This is a genomic window from Paenibacillus roseus (assembly GCF_016424485.1).
Lineage (GTDB): Bacteria > Bacillota > Bacilli > Paenibacillales > Paenibacillaceae > Paenibacillus_D > Paenibacillus_D roseus.
This window is the reverse complement of sequence record NZ_JAELUP010000009.1, coordinates 16,686-33,873: the sequence shown is the minus strand read 5'-3', so window position 1 is coordinate 33,873 and position 17,188 is coordinate 16,686. Positions and strand designations below refer to the sequence as shown.

17 protein-coding genes are annotated in these 17,188 nt (G+C 42.6%); all 17 read left to right on the top strand.

Annotated features, from left to right (window positions below):
- Positions 1 to 244: 244 nt before the first annotated feature.
- Positions 245 to 799, top strand: a complete 555-nt coding sequence (locus JFN88_RS04145) for a MerR family transcriptional regulator (RefSeq protein ID WP_199018070.1) — start codon at positions 245 to 247, stop codon at positions 797 to 799.
- A gap of 65 nt (positions 800 to 864) precedes the next feature.
- The gene (locus JFN88_RS04140) at positions 865 to 1,218 is read left to right on the top strand and encodes a hypothetical protein (RefSeq protein WP_199018069.1); all 354 of its coding nucleotides are present in this window, start codon (positions 865 to 867) and stop codon (positions 1,216 to 1,218) included.
- 1,008 nt (positions 1,219 to 2,226) lie between these two features.
- The gene (locus JFN88_RS04135; RefSeq protein WP_199018068.1) at positions 2,227 to 2,622 is read left to right on the top strand and encodes a ribbon-helix-helix domain-containing protein; all 396 of its coding nucleotides are present in this window, start codon (positions 2,227 to 2,229) and stop codon (positions 2,620 to 2,622) included.
- Positions 2,623 to 2,625: 3 nt separating this feature from the next.
- Entirely contained in the window at positions 2,626 to 4,011 is a 1,386-nt protein-coding gene (mobP3, locus tag JFN88_RS04130) for a MobP3 family relaxase (RefSeq protein WP_199018067.1), read from the top strand.
- Positions 4,012 to 4,020: 9 nt separating this feature from the next.
- Positions 4,021 to 5,805, top strand: coding sequence for a hypothetical protein (locus JFN88_RS04125; protein ID WP_199018066.1), 1,785 nt, complete (start codon positions 4,021 to 4,023; stop codon positions 5,803 to 5,805).
- 2 nt (positions 5,806 to 5,807) lie between these two features.
- Entirely contained in the window at positions 5,808 to 6,854 is a 1,047-nt protein-coding gene (locus JFN88_RS04120) for a ParM/StbA family protein (RefSeq protein WP_199018065.1), read from the top strand.
- Positions 6,854 to 7,201, top strand: a complete 348-nt coding sequence (locus tag JFN88_RS04115; protein ID WP_199018064.1) for a hypothetical protein — start codon at positions 6,854 to 6,856, stop codon at positions 7,199 to 7,201. The genes JFN88_RS04120 and JFN88_RS04115 overlap by 1 nt, the downstream gene beginning before the upstream one ends.
- Complete coding sequence (locus tag JFN88_RS04110) at positions 7,188 to 9,296, top strand: VirD4-like conjugal transfer protein, CD1115 family (protein WP_199018063.1); 2,109 nt, start codon at positions 7,188 to 7,190, stop codon at positions 9,294 to 9,296. Before JFN88_RS04115 ends, JFN88_RS04110 begins: the two co-directional genes overlap by 14 nt.
- 19 nt (positions 9,297 to 9,315) lie before the next feature.
- A complete protein-coding gene (locus JFN88_RS04105) occupies positions 9,316 to 9,669 on the top strand; it encodes a hypothetical protein (RefSeq protein ID WP_199018062.1) in 354 nt (117 codons plus the stop codon).
- Positions 9,670 to 9,699: 30 nt separating this feature from the next.
- Complete coding sequence (locus tag JFN88_RS04100; RefSeq protein WP_199018061.1) at positions 9,700 to 10,566, top strand: conjugal transfer protein TrbL family protein; 867 nt, start codon at positions 9,700 to 9,702, stop codon at positions 10,564 to 10,566.
- 14 nt (positions 10,567 to 10,580) lie between these two features.
- The gene (locus JFN88_RS04095) at positions 10,581 to 10,904 is read left to right on the top strand and encodes a PrgI family protein (RefSeq protein ID WP_199018060.1); all 324 of its coding nucleotides are present in this window, start codon (positions 10,581 to 10,583) and stop codon (positions 10,902 to 10,904) included.
- Positions 10,897 to 11,634: a TraC-like domain-containing protein gene (locus JFN88_RS04090; RefSeq protein WP_199018059.1), complete on the top strand. Its 738-nt coding sequence runs from the start codon at positions 10,897 to 10,899 to the stop codon at positions 11,632 to 11,634. Before JFN88_RS04095 ends, JFN88_RS04090 begins: the two co-directional genes overlap by 8 nt.
- Complete coding sequence (locus JFN88_RS04085) at positions 11,627 to 13,480, top strand: VirB4 family type IV secretion system protein (RefSeq protein ID WP_199018058.1); 1,854 nt, start codon at positions 11,627 to 11,629, stop codon at positions 13,478 to 13,480. The genes JFN88_RS04090 and JFN88_RS04085 overlap by 8 nt, the downstream gene beginning before the upstream one ends.
- Positions 13,480 to 14,901 carry a bifunctional lytic transglycosylase/C40 family peptidase gene (locus JFN88_RS04080; protein ID WP_199018057.1) on the top strand — a complete coding sequence of 474 codons (1,422 nt, stop codon included), beginning with the start codon at positions 13,480 to 13,482 and terminating at the stop codon, positions 14,899 to 14,901. The genes JFN88_RS04085 and JFN88_RS04080 overlap by 1 nt, the downstream gene beginning before the upstream one ends.
- A 183-nt stretch (positions 14,902 to 15,084) precedes the next feature.
- Positions 15,085 to 15,273 (top strand): hypothetical protein, encoded by a 189-nt coding sequence (locus JFN88_RS04075; protein WP_199018056.1) that lies wholly within the window; start codon positions 15,085 to 15,087, stop codon positions 15,271 to 15,273.
- Positions 15,274 to 15,277: 4 nt separating this feature from the next.
- The gene (locus tag JFN88_RS04070) at positions 15,278 to 16,489 is read left to right on the top strand and encodes a hypothetical protein (RefSeq protein WP_199018055.1); all 1,212 of its coding nucleotides are present in this window, start codon (positions 15,278 to 15,280) and stop codon (positions 16,487 to 16,489) included.
- Positions 16,476 to 17,186 (top strand): CpaB family protein, encoded by a 711-nt coding sequence (locus tag JFN88_RS04065; RefSeq protein WP_199018054.1) that lies wholly within the window; start codon positions 16,476 to 16,478, stop codon positions 17,184 to 17,186. Before JFN88_RS04070 ends, JFN88_RS04065 begins: the two co-directional genes overlap by 14 nt.
- Positions 17,187 to 17,188: the final 2 nt, after the last annotated feature.

The window sequence follows — 17,188 nt, the reverse complement described above, 5'->3', positions numbered from 1 at the left end:
GTCCGGTTCCCGGCCGCAGCAGCTCCCACCTGCACCGTAGCGCGTGGCGCTTCGCCGTCCGGCTCCCGGCCGCAGCAGCTCCCACCTGCACCGTAGCGCGCGGCGCTGGCCGTCCGGTTCCCGTCTGCAGCAGAACCCACCTGCACCGTAGCGCGCGGCGCTACGAACTAGCCCTAAAGCAGGAACCTAGAGGGTAATGTCGAATACGTTATGTATCATTTCTTTAGCAAAAGGAGGTACTACTATGGCGATCGATGCCCATAACCGGCCAGAACGCAGTTACTGGAGTAGGGAAGTAGCTGGATTTCTTCAAATCGGTGATAGTACAGTCCGGAAGTGGTGTAAGCAACTGGAATCGCAAGGTTATATTTTCTTTCGAGATGACCAGGGGCGGCGGGGATTTACAACGAAAGACATTGACGCTTTGCGTTATTTCAAAGAGTTGACTCAAGATAGAAGCATGGCGCTTGAAAGTGCCGCAAGCGAAGTATCAATTCGATTCAGCAAGGAACAATATCAGGCTGATGAATCTACAGCAATTGAAAGCCAAGATGATCATACAACAATGATGGCCAGAATAATTCAGTATGTTAATAAACAAGAAGAATTTAACATGATACTACTGAAAGAAGTTTCTGCTGCAAGAGAAGAGTTGCAGGATCAGAAGCGTTATATCGAGGAATCTTTAAATCGCAGGGACGAAATACTATTAAAACACTTGAAAGATAGCTTGGAAGAACGTAGGGCCGAAGCAAAAGAAAAATCAAAACATAAATGGTGGAAATTCGGCAAACGCTGAGTTTCCACTTTTATTTTATGGAACTTTAATATATAATAAAAGTAACTTTTATAAGAGGTGATAGGATGACTGAAAATCGGGGAAGACCAACAATTGGAGAGACTAGAAAAGTTTCTATTACACTACCAAAAAAGGAGTGGGCATACATAGACAGAATAGTAAACGGCGAAGAAGGTTCGAATACTGTGTCAGCTTATTTCCGTATTGCTCACCGACATCTCAGATACGATGATCCCGAAGGATGGGGAGACAGGGGAATAGAGCCGATCCTTGGCCCTTTTACCATGGCTGTGCTTCGGACTATTGAGCAATACGAAGGATCAGGAGATTTTGAACAAGCACTAGAAAGTGCTATAAAAAAAGATTCTGAGTGGATGAAAGCAAGAGAGGGTGGTAGAACTGATGGACCAGATCAATAAGCTTAAGGCAATTACAACAGCTTATCAGATCGCTACATTAACCTATCCAGCATACGAAGTGTTGGAATTGCTAGATCCGATACCTTTAGAGCGATCCTTAGAATTACTTCTCATTCTCCGACAGTCAAGATCGACTATCAGATCACCCGTTAACTTTCTTAAACGGGCAATAAAGGAAGGATGGTCAGCCGAAGTAATGCCAGAAAGAATTGGACGTTACTGATAAAATAAACAATGTGAAAAAAGACCTATACCATAAAATTATGAACAAAAAACCCTTATTTAATAAGGGTTTTTTGTTCCTTTAGAATTAAATATTCATAATTTTATTGAAGGTGTTTAGTCGTGTCGAAATAGTTAAGAAAATTAAAATCAAAAAAGCTTATAAACCCTTTTATTACGTGGTTTACACGGTATGAAAATATGTTATAATGAATTATGAAATTTTTGGTTAAAAAAAGCTTTAATCCCATACATGTAGTGATAAATTCGTTATGAAAATTAAGTTGTCATATTACATGGATTGGTTTATAATGGGTTTAGTTCGATATTCATAGGTATTTTGGGAAAATGTTCTTGAAGTTTTAGATCAATTTGCCTACATCAAAACAGTTTACAACCCATGCTGCGAACTAAAGAATCAAAATTCAGTTGGGGTTGCTTCGCGCGACCAGAATAGCTACAGAACGCCGCGAGAGATAAACTTTCTTGGAAAGGGGAAACAATCCGGCACAATAGCAGCTAAAATTGCTGAAATCATTCTCCCCGAAAAGGGGAGACCTTAATCAATTTACCCCGAAATTAAGGGGTAAATTCTTTAAGGCAGGATAAGGCGCGTGTCGCGCAGAGACTACACATTCCCGGCAAAGCCGGGAAGAAACTCATTTTTTTAAGACTACGTTGTGGAACACAGATGATTTATTTTTTTATTTTCTGGACTACGAAATGTGGTAAAATATTATTGTTACTGTGTTTTTAGTGACTACATTTTGTGGAAAGGGTGAAAAAATGAGCAAGTTGATGAATCCCATGCGGATTCGGCTAGATGCAGAATTAGAAGCGCAATTAAATGCATTGGCTGCAATCAGACAGGAATCAAAAGCTGAGTTGTGTCGTCGTTTACTATCAAATGCAGTTGCACAGGAACTCGCTGGAGAAGTGGTTGATCCTGTTTTGCTAATGATTCGTCGTGCAGTCGAAGAGGCGATGCAACCAGGGATTGAGCGTTTGGCTAAAATTAATGCCAAAACGTTAATATCGTCTTCAACCTCTATGTACATGTCTCAGTATTTGTATGAGGCTATGGGGAAAAACGGTCAATCCTTGCACGATGCGGCTCGTAAAAAAGCTGTTGGTTTCATGAAAATGTCTCAAGAAAAAATGATGAACGAAGATAGTGAATAACAAATGAGTAAAAAATTTGGTTCTCTGGTGAATGAACATTCACGATTTCAGTCACCTTTCATTTTCAAATTTTCTTTTTATGCGCCAAATACTGAAAATCGAGCAAAGAATGCTGCCCACATTAGTTACATTGGCAGGCGAACTGGCGTTGATCTTGGGGATGAGCTTCAAAAGCCAGAGAATGCCGAGTACACGTTCAAAGAAATATCTGAGGGTGTAGAGCCAGGGAGTGCAGCGGGGCATGTGAAATACGCATCTGAACGCCCAGGTAGTCATGGTCTGTTTGGGGCAACTGGAGAAAAACCAGTCCTAAATGAGATTCAAGATGAACTCCAAACTCATAAAGGTGTTGTGTGGAGATCTATTCTGTCTTTAAAGGAAGAAGACGCCAAGCTTTTAAATCTGGATGATCGTAAAGGGTGGGAAACAGCCTTGCGGGCTGCTGTACCACAAGCTGCAGCTGAGATGGGGATAGGAGAAAGTAATCTCCGTTGGGTCGCGGCCTTTCATCAGGAAAAGGGTCATCCACATGTCCATCTGGTCATGTGGGAAAAGGTTCCGAAAAGAAGGAAAGGCCGAATCACAGATGGGGAACGTAAAGATGTGAAGAACGCTTTTATGAACCAGATTTATGGTGGTGAGCGAGTCCGACTGACCCAAGAGAAAACAGCTATGCGTGATTTGATTCGTGATCTCTCTAAGGGGGATACGGAAAAAGCAGTTGCTATTATTCGGGATGTTCAACGAGCGACAAAGCTTGTTGAATTGGAATTGCAGTCTGCTGGAGTGATGAAGACTGATCTAGCTCCTAAAGCTTATCCGAAAGAATTGAAAGAAATTGTTAAAGGTTTGGGGGAATTAGCGCGATTGATGCCAGGCCGTGGTCGGGCGGCGTTAAAGTTCATGCCAGAACCGGCTAAAACAAAAGCTTTGGAAATTGCTGAAAAGATGTTAAGGTTCCCGGATTTCAGAGCATCTTATGACCGCTATATGAAATCGGCTGAAAGTATGACACGTTTGCACACTACCAATCCAGACAAAATTAAAGCTGCCAAAGATAGGGCGCATAATGATTTAAGGGATCGGGTCGCTAACGTTATTGTTCGGGGAGCTGCAGAAGTGAATAAGGCGAATGCCTCTAATAAAGCTTCAAAGGACGCTTCAAAACGTAGCAAAAAAGGGTCTTCGCCACAATCTAAATCAGTCAAGCCAGCTCGTCCTCCTAAGATGGAAGAACAGATGAATGTTGCTCGAACCGTTTGGAAATCAGCCTGGAACGCCATTGAGCAATCTAGAATGCAAAATGAAGCGCAAGGGCGGATTCAGAAGGCGCAAATGGCCAGACGAGAGCAGCAAATTCGTCAACAAGAAAACGAGAGAGAAAGGTAGCTGATCATTATGGATGAAAAGGAAAAAGTATCAGAGTTGCAGGAAAAGCTTGATGCCATACCAATGGGCGAAAGTCGTACTTTTCAATTTGGTGACACATCAGATGCATGGCACGTGACAAAAAACGACCAAGGCTTCACAGCTCGGGATCACGCTGAGTGGGGAAATGTTGAAGGGATTTATGAGTTAAACAGTGCTGGTTCCTTGCAATTGGCAAATGATCTAATTCAATATGGGGCTGGAGCAGATGTGAAACTCCTGGAAGTAAGTAACCAAAATGAGCCGGTTCCTCAAGTAGGACAAGTATCCGAGTTACAGGGTCAACTTGATGCCATACCGATGGGCGAAAGTCGTACTTTTCAATTTGGTGACACATCTGATGCATGGCATGTCACGAAAAACGACCAAGGCTTCACAGCTCGGGATCAGGCTGAATGGGGAAATGTTGAAGGGATTTATGAGTTAAACAGTGCTGGTTCCTTACAATTGGCAAATGATTTAATTCAATATGGCGCTGGAGCGGAAGTAAAGCTTTTGGAGGTCACCAATCAAAATGAGCCAATAGCTCAATCAGAGTTGGCGCCGGATCTTCGCAACAACTTGCAAGAATTACTTGATTCCATGGAAATAGGTGAAAGTCGTACTTTTCAATTTGATAATAAGGGTGACGCTTGGAATGTTCAAAAAAGCGAGCAAGGCTTCGTTGTTCGCGATCAATTCAATCCAGAGATCGTTCAATCTACCTATGAATTAAATGGAGTCGGATCTTCCGAATTAGCGGATGCCATGGTTAAGTATGGAGCTGGAGACGTAAAAGTATTGGAGGTCAGCAATCAGAACGATCCGGTGGCTCAATCGGAATTGGCCCAGGATTATTTGCAGCAGCGAAACAATGGGAAGCATGAAGCTGCGACAGAGACTTGGAACCTTTTGTCTGAGGATTCGAAGAAGCAGATTCAGGACTGGGATCTTCGAAATAACCTGGAAGAACAACTCGATTCCTTGGCGGTAGGTGAAAGTCGTTCTTTTCAGTTTGGAAACAAGGGCGACACCTGGAACATTGAGAGAAGTGAACAAGGTTTCGTCGTTCGTGATCAATTTGACCAAGTCGTTCAGCCAATTAATTATTCACAAGGATCTTCTGAACTAGCAAGTGAGATTGTAAAAGCCGGGGATGTCAAAGCTTTGGATAGCAGTAAACAGAATGATCAATCGATTGCTGAACCGGAATTAAAGCCAAATGGTTCTGGAGATTCCAAAGAAGTAATTCAACCGGTACAAACGCTAAAAAGTAATTTACAAGAAGAACTCAATTCCATGGTAGTAGGCGAGAATCGTAGTTTTCAATTTCCCCAAGGTGACATATGGAATGTAGAACGAAACCCATTTTCCTTTATCGTTCGTGATCGGAATGTCGATGGGGGAATCGAAACCCTTTATGATCGAAATGATGCGCAGACATTAGCCCAAGACATGATCATACAAGGATCCGGCGAAGTCAAAATGGAAGCCAATCGCTGGAAGCAAGGCGAGGGAAATTTGAAGGATACGTTAAAAACGATTGATGGCGTTCCGACTATGGTTTCCCAGGAACAATTAAATACGCCTGTGGAACGATATCGTCTAGGAAGGGATCGCTTTGAGTTTCAATTAAAGGGTGAAGACCGAGTTCTTCATACCCCTATTGAGAAACACCCTCACTTATCAAAGGAATTGAAGGATCTTGCAATCGAACAAGCTGCCAGTGGAGTAAGTGAAGCTGTTTTACAAAATAATTTATCTTTGGGGAGGTAAACATGCGAATTTCAGTAGATATTGGCTTTGGTTATGTCAAAGCCGAAAATGAAGAAGGGAAATCGATTTTATTCCCTTCTGTTGTAGGGCTTCGCCGGGCTAGTAATGTGGCAGGGGTTTTTGGAGAGCAGTTTGACGATTACATCGTAACGATCAAAAAAGGCGATGAGGATCAAAATTCTTATTATGTTGGGGATGCTGGCCTGACATCAGGCGGTACGCGTACCTGGGAAGACGAACATGCTAAAAATAGAAACTTGGAAGTTCTCATCGCCACTGCGATGGGAATCCTAAATGAAAAAGAAGAACCGGTTGAGCTTGCAGTTGGACTGCCGATGAACGTATTTTCGGCGCAACATGAGGAACTTAAACGTAAACTGACAGGATTGTCCCTAGATGTATCTGTAGAAGGTGAGCGACAGCCTAAAAACAGTAAGATCCAAGTGAGTAGTGTTTTTGTCTTCCCGCAAGGAGCCGGAGCCTATTACGCCGCGCTGCACAATATTGATGGTTCTGTTAAAGATGCAAATCTACTAAACAAGCCTTTAGCAGTGATAGAGATCGGTTTCCGAACAACAGATTTCTTGTTCATGTCCTTGGGTAAACGTGGCTTACAACCTCGTCCAGAGCCGTTTACCGGTTCTTTGGACATTGGTATGAATACTGCACAAACAGAGATCCAGCAAGCAGCTAAAAAAGAGTTAGGCGGTTACGAGCCTGACTTAAAAGAAATCGAAAAAGCACTCCTTTGGCCAGGAATGAATGGGATACTTACAGCAAAAGGGAAAAGTATTGATTTGAAACCCTTTAGAAAGCAAGCTAATGAGAATGTAGCTAGTCGGATAATCTCTCAACTCAAACAGCGGTGGAGAGATGAAGTGAATACACTCTCAAGCGTTATGATTGGTGGAGGTGGCGGAGATGACCTTTATTCGCACTTTGAGCAGGCATTTGGGATCACACAAAAAGTAGAAAATCCTCAATTTGCGAATGCTAAAGGTTTCCTGGCTGCACAAGCTCTCGCCTTGAGAGCAGCCGGGAGAGGATAATGTTGTCCAAAAAGAAACGGCAGTTATATAATCTCTCAGCAAAGGTTGAATTTAGCCCTGAAGCAGAACAATGCTATCTGCAAGCTAAAAACAAGTCAGATTTTATTCGGAAGTCCATCGAACACTACGTACACCATGTAATGCCGTTTCAGTTCATTCAAAAAGACCTTGATTATATTAAAAATGCGTTAAACGAAATTAAAGAGAAGGGGGTCGCCGTATCAGCGGCGCTCCCTGAAAAACAAATAGAAATGAGTTCAGAAGATAATGACATGGAAGAACAAATTCAATTTACATTAGGAAACTTCTTAAATATGGGAGCCTTGGAGGGAGGTGAAAAAAATTAAAAAAGGACAATTAATTGGATTAGCTTTTCTGATTTTGATTGATATTTTAGTTCTTCCATCCTTAATTCAACTGCCAGAATACATTGTTAAACATTCTTTATCTGGAGCTAATTTATGGTTGGATGAGCTTGATCTAATCGGGGCGATAAAATTGCTAATCACTGATCCGATACTCGGAAAATTTTGGGCCATTCTGCAGCTCCTATTCTTAGTCCCCCTCATCATGATATTTTGGAAGGATATGCCGGGGAAGAAAAACGGGAGACGTAATATCGGAGGTCCTGATTCAGTTGGCAATGGCGAATATGGTACGGCACGATGGATGTCAGAAAAAGAAATGGACAGAAAAGCAGTCATTTGGAAATTTAGAGAGATGACAGAAAAAGGCGGTATCGTGATTGGAGCTATGCTGAAAAAGGGATATGCCTGGATTATCGATCAAGACTTGCACACCCTCATTATCGGTGCCACACGATCTGGAAAAACGCGGAGATGGGTGTTTCCAACGCTATGGCGCTTGGCTTTCTCCGGAGAATCCATGATTCTAACAGACCCTAAAGGGGAAATCTTAGCAAAGGCTAAACGATTTCTGCTTGAAATGATGGGCTATAAGATTGTCTATTTAGATTTTCGTGAGCCGGGGCGAGGGAATCGATGGAACCCGATGCATCCCGTCATCAAGGCTCTAAAAGAGAACAAAGAAGCGGAAGCAGTACAATTCGCATCAAGTATGTCGCACATGTTTGTGCATCAATCTCCAGGCTCCAAAAACGGGGATCAAACCTGGAATAACGGTGCAGAATCCGTGCTTCAAGCTCTGACGCTTGCAATCGCAATGGAAGCAGATCGGGATGATCAAAAGCATCTCACCAGCGTTTATACGATGCTTGGTGAGTTGGGGGAAGTTCAGAAAGTAAAAGTAGGCAATCAGCTTATGGACTATGTACCACTGAATGAATACATGAAAAGCTTGCCTAAAGACCATCCGGCGCGCGCTGCGTTTATCGCGGCGCGGCTGGCCCCTGAAAAAATGAGAGGAAGTTTCTATTCCTCGGTCGCAACCCTACTGAAAAACTTTGCTGACCCTGCCATGCAGTACATAACGGGTTCGCAAGATCACGAGCTGGAGAATGTAGGAAAAGAAAAAACAGCCGTATTCCTAATTATCCCTGATGAGGATACTACTCGGCATCAATTGGCTGCTCTCTATGTAGAGCAGACCTACCAGGCGTTAGTGAAGCTGGCGAACAAAAATGGGGGAAGGATTCCGGTTAGGGTAAATATGATACTGGATGAATTTGGTAATATGCCGCCATTTAAAGATTTTGCAACCAAGCTCACGGTATCGGGTGGACGCGGTGTCCGTTGGCATCTCATTGTACAAGACTTTCAGCAATTAGAGGTACTGTATCAAGGAGCTGCTGAAACGATTAAAGGTAATTGTCATGTTTGGCTTTATCTCTTGACTTCTTCTCCTAAGACGGCAGAAGAAATCAGCAAAAAGCTTGGAGACAAGACAATTGAAACGCACGGATCCAGTATTAATGACGGTGGACGGTCACGCATCTCTCACGGTTACAATCAAGGTCGAACCGGCAGACGATTGTTGAAACCGGAAGAACTCGAACGTTTCCCAGATGATGAAGCACTTGTTTTATGGTTGCGACATGATCCGGCGCGAGTGCCGATGCCGGACCTTTCTCTTTGGCCCGCAAATGAAGACATCGATAATGTGGGAATAGAAGAAGAACGCGTGATTACTAGGGTTCCGATCTTCGTTCCTGGTTTCAACGAGCAATCTTCTGATAATCATGAAAACGACAACGAAGAAGATATTGTTTTCATTAACCCCGACAACGAACCAAGGTCTGAAAACGAAATTTTGAACTCGGACGTTCATCAAGGGAATCTTGAGGATTTCGACCCCCATGAATTTGACGATTTAATTGAAATGGTAGCAGCCGGTTACGAAGAAGACACTCCAAAATCGGTTGCTGCAGAGGAAGAAGAAACATTCGTGTTGGAAGATCATACAGAAACAGAAGAAACGTCAGATGATCTATTGAAATGGAATGAAGAAGATGAAAAAAAGTAATACTGGAGGGAAACATCAAATGAATTTTATAAAAAAAATGATTTGGAACCGTACGACTTACTTCACTGCCTTATTTCTACTACTTGTAATTGCTGTATCACCGGTTGCATTCGCTAGCACTCCTGGTGGTGATCCAGTTGTTGTAACAGGCTCCAAAAGGCTCGGACAGGATTTTCTCAAATGGGTTCTAATTCTTGTTCCTATCACTGCGGCCTCAATGATGGGATATCAAGCATGGATGAAAGGATTGGCTGATGGTGACGAAAACGCCATTGCGATGCGAAACAAGGCCATGAAGAGAATTCTAATCAGTACAATTATTGCTTTTTCAGCCGTTGGCATAGTTCAGTTAGTCATTAGTTACTATTCTTAAAAATTCTAAATAGAAAGCAGGTGAAGATTTGTGTCATGGCTCATAAACGAGGCCATTGAGAACTACATCAAGGGGATCATCGAACAAGGCATTAATTTTTTTCTGCAATTCTTGAATGCCATTAATGGCATGGCCGGGGAAGTCCTCGGCCTGCCAGTTGTTACACAAGCTATTATTTTCAGCCAAGCTCTAGCAGGTACAATACTTGTTTCAAAAATAGCATTCGAAGCATGGATGACATATATCATGAGGATGAGTGGGGATCCTGATGCTGACCCTGGTGGATTACTGATCCGATCAATGGCGTCGGCAGCTATTATTAGTAGTATGCCTTGGCTTGTAAAATGGTTTTATGAGTTTGGTACTGCAGTTGCCGGTGATGTTGCTAAACTTCCGGGTGTTGACCTTCAAAATGCAGCAACACCTATGGAACGTCTCCTAAACATGGCTACAGGCGGAGGCGGACAATTTATATTTTTCGTGTTCTTAGGCATTATTTTTGCTGTAATTGTTTTTATCATCATTTTGATTCAAACCTTCCTGCGTGCTGCAGAACTTGCAGTAGCAGCCATTATCGGAAGTTTCATGGCCCTTGGGCTTACCAACAGTAATTCCCAAGCTTTTGGAGCCTGGTTTAAAGAACTATTAACCTTATGTATGGCACAAGCCATACAAATGGTTCTAGTAAAAATAAGCTTCTTCACACTAACCGATTTTAATTTTGGTGGGGGTACCGCGCTCTTTAGTCTATTTTTATTCTGTGGTTTTTTGTGGGTAACTTACAAATCCCCTTCAATTTTAAAACAATATATTCATTCCACGGGCGTAGGTAAAGTAGCAGGTGGTGCAGCTCAGTCCGTTGGTTCTATGGTACTGATGCGTCGGTTCCTCAAGTAAAAGGAGTGAATGGATTGAATTTTTTGATTCCTAAAAACGTAAGTTCTAAATTCGAGTTTTTTAACGGATTTGGATTTAAAGAGTTATTCATGATGCTTGCTGGATTGATCATCGGGGGTACTATAGCAACCCCTTTGTTATTCATTACAAATTCAATCTTTTCAATTTTACCAGCCGTTCTATTTACAACCATCGGGTTTATACTTGGAAAACCCGACCTAAGAACCGGAAGGAATGGACTAGATCATTTAATGGCCATGCGCCAGTATCGTAGAAAAAGAAAAAAATATTTCTATCGTTTTGGTCATGGAAGAAGAAAGGAGGATCATCTTGTTTAAAGATCTATTTAATCGAAAGAAGCCAGCGACTGGAGTTGCCGTTCCTACGGCGGCTCCAACTCAGTCACGTACTGTTACACAATCAAGCACTCAATCCTGGATGCCTGTTACCGATGTGTTTAATGGCTTCATGCATCGCCGTGATGGATCCATCATCACGGCGATCCGAATTCAGCCGGTGAACTTCGAATTACTTTCAGATAACGAGAAATACGCCAAAATAAAATCATTCGAAGAAGTCCTAAATGGAATTGAATATACGTTTCAAATTATTTCTATCGCAAGACCCGTTGATTTGGATAATTTCATTACCAGAATGGAGGAATTGAAAAGTAACGTGACGGAGACAAAAAGCGAGACAAAAGAGGAATTACAACAAGAGATCAAAAAAATCAACAAAGAAGATGATATTCGAAATCGTCTTTTAAACTCTTATATGTCACATGCAGCAGCTTTGGCTACAAGTGGTGAAACGGTAGAGCGACAGTTTTATATCCTCCTGGATCAAAAATTAGGAAAAACTACACAAAAGGATGAAATTCTGTTGTTCCAACGTACAAATGAATTAGCATCCAATTTAGTTGGGGCAGACTTAATTGCCCATGTATGCAATGATGAAGAACTCCGGGACTTGTTATTCATCTTCACAAACTCAAATCAGGCAGCATTCGAACGTGCTCCAAATCATCAATTCGGCTTACCACCACAAGTAGGGGGATTCCATGAGTGAAATAAAAACGAAGAAAAAAATAGTACCTCAGAACACAGCAAAAATGACAGCTTTTCTGGACGTAATCAGCCCCACGACTTTACATTTTCAAGCAAAGGCTATTCAATTTGGTGAAACCTTACAAGCTGTAATCACCATTACGGACTATCCTCCACGAGTCAGAGCTGCATGGTTGTCACGAATCGCTACATTACCTGGCGTTGTTGTGTCAATACATGCGGAACCCACTAATCCATACGATTTGGTTCATCAAATCAACGTATCTATGGGAGCACTGGGAGGAAAACTCGTGCAAGGCGGAAACCCTTTAACCATGCAACGTACGCAAGATCAATATGATGATGCAAAAACATTGCTCCGGAAGATTGATAGTGAGAAACAAAACGTATTTCTGTTAACAGTCGTCATCCTCATTTCAGCATTAGAGCAAGATCAATTATTACAGCGCAAAAAGCAAGTGGAATCTATATTAGCTGGAGCTGGTATGCGTGGGAGAGTACCTACATACCAACAAGAGGAAGGATTTCAAAGTGTCGCTCCGTTTAAAATGCTGTCGCCAGATATCGCGAATTTGGGACAGAGGAATATGCCAGTGGAAACTGTTGCGGCTTCCTACCCGTTCGTGTACTCCGGTATCAACGATGGAGACGGAGTGTTGCTAGGAAAAGACAAAACCGGAGGTATTGTACTGGTTGATTTTTGGACTAGGTTTGGCAGTCGGACAAACTCGAATGTAACTGTCATGGGGCGTCCAGGCGTAGGTAAATCCACGACCATAAAAAAAATTCTGATGAATGAATATGCTCGTGGTACAAAGATCATTATTCTGGATCCGGAAAGGGAATACAAAGAGCTTTGTGAAAAGCTTGAAGGTGACTGGATTGACTGCGGAGGCGGGAGTAAAGGACGAATTAATCCATTACAAGTGCGATCAGTCCCAATGGATGATGAAGATGAGGATGAGGATCGTCTTTATACCGAAGAGATGTCTAATTTAGGACCGCTTGCCCTACATTTTCAAACATTACGCACATTTTTTAAGCTTTATCTGAAAGACATCACAAAGATCCATGAAGCATTGCTTGAAATTGCATTGGAAGAAGTCTACCAAGATAAACATATCCAATGGAGAACAGACCCGCGAACCCTTAGCAATGACGCATGGCCTATCATAGCAGATCTTTACGAAAAACTTCAGGAAAAGTCCAAATTAGACCTATCCCATAATGACTACAACACGGAATGGAAAACATTAGAATTGATCCTGAGATCTGCTGCAAAAGGTGCAGACCAAGCGCTTTGGTCCGGTACGACAACAATCAAGACAAATTCACGTTTTGTCTGTTTAGATATTAACCGGTTGCTAGAAGCTGATGCATCAATACAACGTGCTCAATTTTTCAACATATTTGGTTGGGCATGGGATCAAATTTCAGAAGACCGTTCACAAAAGGTTATTCTTGTTGTGGATGAAGCCTATTTGTTGGTAGATCCGGAAGCGCCACAATCGCTGCAATTCCTTAGAAACACATCAAAAAGGATTCGCAAATATGAAGGTGGGATTATGGTCATTACACACAACATGATTGACTTTCTGGATCCTGAAGTCCGCCGATTCGGGCAAGCACTCCTTGATAATCCCGTTTACAAGATTATTATGGGCCAAGGGGATGAAGACATTAAAGCGCTTCGTACTTTAATGGATCTTTCGGAAAAAGAGACCGAAACACTACGAGCTGGGAAACGGGGTGAAGCATTATTCGTCGCGGGAAATAAACGTATCCATCTGAAAACAATGGTATCGTCTTATGAACTCGAAATGTTTGGATCGGGAGGCGGACGTTAATGCCTGTTTGGTTAGCGCGTATCGGGTTGCAGCTCGCCAGCGATCCGGACAAGTTAGTCAAAGCTATCATGATTATTATGATGTTGTTCGTTCTCATCATTGTTGTGGTCTTTATTGTTCCAATCATGATATTCAAACACGTTCCTCTTGGGAAATCAGCATCAGATTTTAATCTCTACATCGAAACAGCCAAGCGCATAGAGCGGGAAACGGACGTCTTAATTAACTGGCAACAGGTCATGGCCGTCGATGCAGTTGTACTTGAGCAAGACTTTTCAAAATCCAGCAGCTCACATGTTTATAATTACAAAAAATATTTTATCCGTGAAGTGGAAGTGAAGGTTGAACAGACCTGCAGCCGAGACGTACAGCGAGAAGTTGACGGAGAAATTGAAACAATAAGTGAGAGCTACGATTGCAGCTACTACAAAACGGAATATTACGCCAGGGACTGGAACGAAGTACTTAGTATGCTAGTCTCTGACCGCATCATTACCAGAGCGAAAATTGAAGATGTAAATCGGTATCTCACAATTGACCTCACGGCATTAGCCATGATGGTTGAAGGTGGTGGACTATCCATTGAAGTTAGGGAGTTGGAGCCGATAGTCAGACAATATGCCAGACAGTATGGAATTGAGGATAAGGTCCCGTTACTACTCGCGCTAATTCAGCAAGAATCTGGAGGCCGTATTCCGGATGTCATGCAATCCAGTGAATCTGCTGGATTACCAAGGAACTCATACACCAACCCGGTTGATAGCATTGCACAAGGTGTTAAGTATTTCAGCCAAGTGCTAACGACCGCAGGTGGAGAAGAAAAACTGGCTCTGCAAGCTTACAACTTTGGTATTGGCTTTATTGGTTTTGCTTTACCCCGAGGGGGATATAGTAAAGAGACGGCTGTTGCATTCTCCATGCTGCAGGCCAACCGTTTGGGTTGGGATAGCTATGGTGATGTCAATTACGTAGAGCATGTCATGCGATACTACTCACCCATTCTAGCGTCGGGTGAGCAGATATTTAGTGTAAACGATGTCTATCAAGAAATGCGAAATTATTTGGGTGTCAAATACCAATTGGGCGCACGTAACCCGGATCGGGGTTATGTAGATTGCTCAGGACTTATGGAATTTGTGTTCGCTAAGTTCGGCATTAATATTAGAGGAACGGCGCAAATGCAATTCGATATGACAACCCCGGTCGCTGAAAGTGCTGCACAACCCGGCGATCTCGTTTTCTTCTACACAGGAGGGGATCGAACAATTAGCCATGTTGGGATGTACATTGGAAATGACAAATTTATCAATGCCAATTCAAAAGGTGTCAGTGAATCAAGCGTTTCCGGATGGAAGAACTACACGGATAGTAACGGGGTCAAGTATATTTTCCATGGCTATCGTCGAATCACAAGCAAATAAATTATGTAAAAAAATAACGATATATGCATTTATGCAATTGCATAAATAGCGTTTTAATAGTAAAATAAAGTTATCGACAAAATCTAACAATTGGTATCTCTAAACTTTAATTGGGCACATGGTGTAAAATACCAAGAGGCCCCCCATAAGGGGAGGTGATTATCTGATAAGGAGGCTCACGAAATGAGTAGCCAAGAAAAAGAAACAAAGCATATATCCATAGTGATAAGTAAAAAAGTTCATCAAGCGATGAAAAGTGCGGCAGCAACAGAGGATAAGCACCTTTATCAGATCACGGAAGAATTATTCGTTCAATATGTAAAGGAAAAGCATCCTGTGCTGTATGCTAAATTTCTCGAAAAGGAGGATTAGCCTAGTGTACGGAATCATCGCAAGCGCCGAATACGGAAAACAAATTAAAGAAGTTCTACAAGACCAGCCCATCTTATTCGAGCGAATTCATGATTCTTTTGATGCGGAAGAATTCCAGCAGTTGTTTACTTCGGCTGCTGGAATTTCAATTGATCTACTGATCGTCGATATAACGTGTTGTTCAGACGCCACAGCTTTGCTCAAGGGCGTTCGTAGGTATCGCATTACACGAAGTGCCCGCGTGATTCTCATCGCCCCTGGACGAGTCCCTGGAGACTCGTTAATCTCATGGTTAGTCGCAGATGGGGTCTATGATATTGTAGCTCCTGCCATTGATCCGGAAGAAGATTCTGATGATGAACATGATCTGGATATCAGACCTTACCTGCAGCGTCAACTAGCAATGAAGTACCATATGGGGAACGCTGCTAGGTGGCGCAATTTGGATGACGATCTTGATTTTGTTTCAGTCAAAAAGGGTGGACAGCAGAAGAAATCCATCAAAACCAAGACAGTCATAAAAATTGAACAAGCAGCTCCCATTGAAAAGATTATCTATCAGGATCGTATACTCGGAACGGTAACGATTGGGGTGTTCGGACCCGTCAATAGAAGCGGCTGCACCTTTTCAGCTATGCAGCTTGCAAGTTGGCTTTCAAAGCACTACAAGACAGCATTAATCGAATTGGACAACAACTCACTTTTGGAGCATGTTCCGGAAGAACAGCGCTACGAGAAGGATTTGCACATTGAGGGATTATCCCTTTTCCATTCGGTCAAAGAAAAGGAGTTAAACGAACTCTTATTTCAGAGTTGGGATTACCTGATCATCGACTTTGGAACGAAGTGGCAGGATTATGTATCCGCGTTTGCCCGCTGCCAGTTACATGTATTGACGGCTCTTGGAGGGGATTTCAAACATACATCTGCGCTGACAAATGAATTATTCAGCCGTGAATGGAATCGGCCTTTGCATATTAAATTACTTTGTAACGAAGTCGGGTTCAAAGAATGGACAGATTCACTCTCCAGAAGCGAAAAGCGCGATATGCAACTTCATTTCTGGCGACAAGAGCTTCATGAGAACCCCTTCGTTGATGATGGTCAGACAGATGCGATATTAGCATCCGTGCTTCCACAGAAAAAAGAAAGTTGGTGGAAGTCTATTTTAAATAAACCGAAGGAAGGACCGAAGGAAACACATGTTGAGAATTAAATTGCGAATGATGGGTTCCTTGGCCATCTTTATACTTGGGACGGCGATGTTAGCAGGGTTATATTACTATGGTCCCAAATGGAATACAAAGCCTGTTGTTATTACGACGACTCTACTGCATGCGAATGAAGTTATAACACCAGGACACTTGAAAATCATGAATATACCCAAAGATAACATTCCGGCCTATGCCATAACCGTACCTGATCAACTCATTGGGTTAACTGCTTTAAATGTTATCCCCTCTGGATCAATGCTATACGAAGAATGGTTTGATCAGGATCCCCTGATTCCCGTTTCAGGAGAAGTTATCTTACCTGTCCCTTCATCGAGCCTCTATGCAGTCAACAGCTCGCTACGGGCCAAAGATCGGGTGAACATCTTATTTTTCAGGACTGTTGATAACCGGAATAGGGAACGTAGTCCTCAAGATGAAACCATCGACTTGGACGATCCAGCAGCGCAGCAGCTCGAACAACCATCTAAAGAAGACATGATCCCTAATGTTTCTGTAGTGTCGGTAAGATCAAGTGGTGGCAATATGGTCATGGATACGCCGGAAGGGAAGTCTAATGACCGCCTGACCACATCCGAACAAATTAATAATGTTGAGCTGCTCGCCACTGATGATATGGCCAAAATCATTCAGAAGAAACTTGAGGCGGGGTACACGCTTTGGATAGCACGTACCAAATAGGA

Coding starts and splice junctions, on each gene's coding strand:
- JFN88_RS04080 (WP_199018057.1), top strand. CDS start 13,480: ATGCCTGTTTGGTTAGCGCGTATCGGGTTGCAGCTCGCCAGCGATCCG.
- JFN88_RS04145 (WP_199018070.1), top strand. CDS start 245: ATGGCGATCGATGCCCATAACCGGCCAGAACGCAGTTACTGGAGTAGG.
- JFN88_RS04065 (WP_199018054.1), top strand. CDS start 16,476: ATGTTGAGAATTAAATTGCGAATGATGGGTTCCTTGGCCATCTTTATA.
- JFN88_RS04135 (WP_199018068.1), top strand. CDS start 2,227: ATGAGCAAGTTGATGAATCCCATGCGGATTCGGCTAGATGCAGAATTA.
- mobP3 (WP_199018067.1), top strand. CDS start 2,626: ATGAGTAAAAAATTTGGTTCTCTGGTGAATGAACATTCACGATTTCAG.
- JFN88_RS04140 (WP_199018069.1), top strand. CDS start 865: ATGACTGAAAATCGGGGAAGACCAACAATTGGAGAGACTAGAAAAGTT.
- JFN88_RS04105 (WP_199018062.1), top strand. CDS start 9,316: ATGAATTTTATAAAAAAAATGATTTGGAACCGTACGACTTACTTCACT.
- JFN88_RS04115 (WP_199018064.1), top strand. CDS start 6,854: ATGTTGTCCAAAAAGAAACGGCAGTTATATAATCTCTCAGCAAAGGTT.
- JFN88_RS04125 (WP_199018066.1), top strand. CDS start 4,021: ATGGATGAAAAGGAAAAAGTATCAGAGTTGCAGGAAAAGCTTGATGCC.
- JFN88_RS04120 (WP_199018065.1), top strand. CDS start 5,808: ATGCGAATTTCAGTAGATATTGGCTTTGGTTATGTCAAAGCCGAAAAT.
- JFN88_RS04085 (WP_199018058.1), top strand. CDS start 11,627: ATGAGTGAAATAAAAACGAAGAAAAAAATAGTACCTCAGAACACAGCA.
- JFN88_RS04075 (WP_199018056.1), top strand. CDS start 15,085: ATGAGTAGCCAAGAAAAAGAAACAAAGCATATATCCATAGTGATAAGT.